This is a genomic window from Gemmatimonadales bacterium (assembly GCA_030697825.1).
Taxonomy (GTDB): Bacteria; Gemmatimonadota; Gemmatimonadetes; order Gemmatimonadales; family JACORV01; genus JACORV01.
Map to the genome: position 1 here is coordinate 1 of JAUYOW010000332.1, position 1197 is coordinate 1197.

The window sequence follows — 1197 nt, forward strand, 5'->3', positions numbered from 1 at the left end:
CATGTGCACGTGCCGTGCGTGTTCTACGAGACCGCTGCCGGTACCGTGCGCGAGCTGGAGCCGAAGAACGGCGACCCCATCTCGCTGTCGCCGCGCACGCGCTATGTCGTCAACGTCGGCTCGGTCGGCCAGCCACGCGACGGCAACAACGCCACCGGCTTCGTGTTTTACGACGAAGCTGCCGCCACGGTGACGTTCTACCGCTTGGCGTACCATTACCAGGCGTCCGCCGCCAAGATTCGCGCCGCCGGCCTGAGCCCGTTCTTCGCCGACCGTCTCGCCCGCGGGCACTAGCGCCATGACCCCGCACCGATATCCCGGCGTCGCCGCCGGCCCTCGAGAGCGAAGCGCCTTCGGGGACGGCGGCAAACGCGCCCGTTCCACGCGGCTCCGAACTGGCGGCTTGGCGCCCGCTTCCGAAAGAGCTTCGCCTCGGGAATCGGGCGCCGCCGCCACGCGCGAGCGGGTGCACGAGGTTCACGCCGGTGAGCGCATAGACGGTTATCGCGTCGGCGAGCTGCTGTGCGAGGGCGGCATGGCGCGGTTGTACCGCGTCACGCACCCGCGCAGCCGCTGTTCGCTGGTGATGAAGGTGCCGAAACTCGGGCCGGGAAGCCCGCTAAGCGCGACCGCGGCATTCGAGAACGAACGCCAGATTCTCGCGCGCCTGCACGGGCCGCATGTCCCGCGGCTCGTGGCCGTGGGCGATCCGCAGCGGCGGCCATATCTGGTCATGGAATACATCGAGGGCGACACGCTCGCGCGCGCCAGCGCGCGGGCACCGCTACCCGTGGAGCAGGTGCGCGATCTGGGCATGCGGCTGTGCCGCGCGGTGCACGACCTGCATCGCCAGAGCGTGATTCATCTCGACCTCAACCCCGGTAACGTACGCGACCGCGCGAGCGGCGAAATGGTGCTGGTGGATTTCGGCGTGGCGCACCACGCGGCGCTGCCGGATTACCTCGACAGCGCCTTCGGCGAGGAGGAGGGCACGACGCCGTACATCGCGCCCGAGCAGGTGCGCCATGTGCGCACCGAACCGCGCGCCGATATCTACGCTATCGGCGCGATTCTCTATTACCTCGCCACCGGCCAGTATCCGCATGGGCGGCCCAATCTGTTGTCGCTCAAGAGGCGCCTGTTCGAGCCCGCGCCGCCACCGCGCCTGGTCAACCCCGAGATCCCGCCGTGGCTACA

The 1197-nt window shown here is 69.3% G+C and carries 2 protein-coding genes; both read left to right on the forward strand.

Going from position 1 to position 1197, the window contains the following annotated elements; all coding sequences use genetic code 11:
• The coding region (locus Q8Q85_16860; GenBank protein MDP3775932.1) for a hypothetical protein at window positions 1-294 on the forward strand (294 nt) is incomplete at its 5' end.
• Window positions 295-466: 172 nt separating this feature from the next.
• On the forward strand, window positions 467-1197 hold a 731-nt coding region (locus tag Q8Q85_16865), incomplete at its 3' end, for a serine/threonine-protein kinase (GenBank protein MDP3775933.1).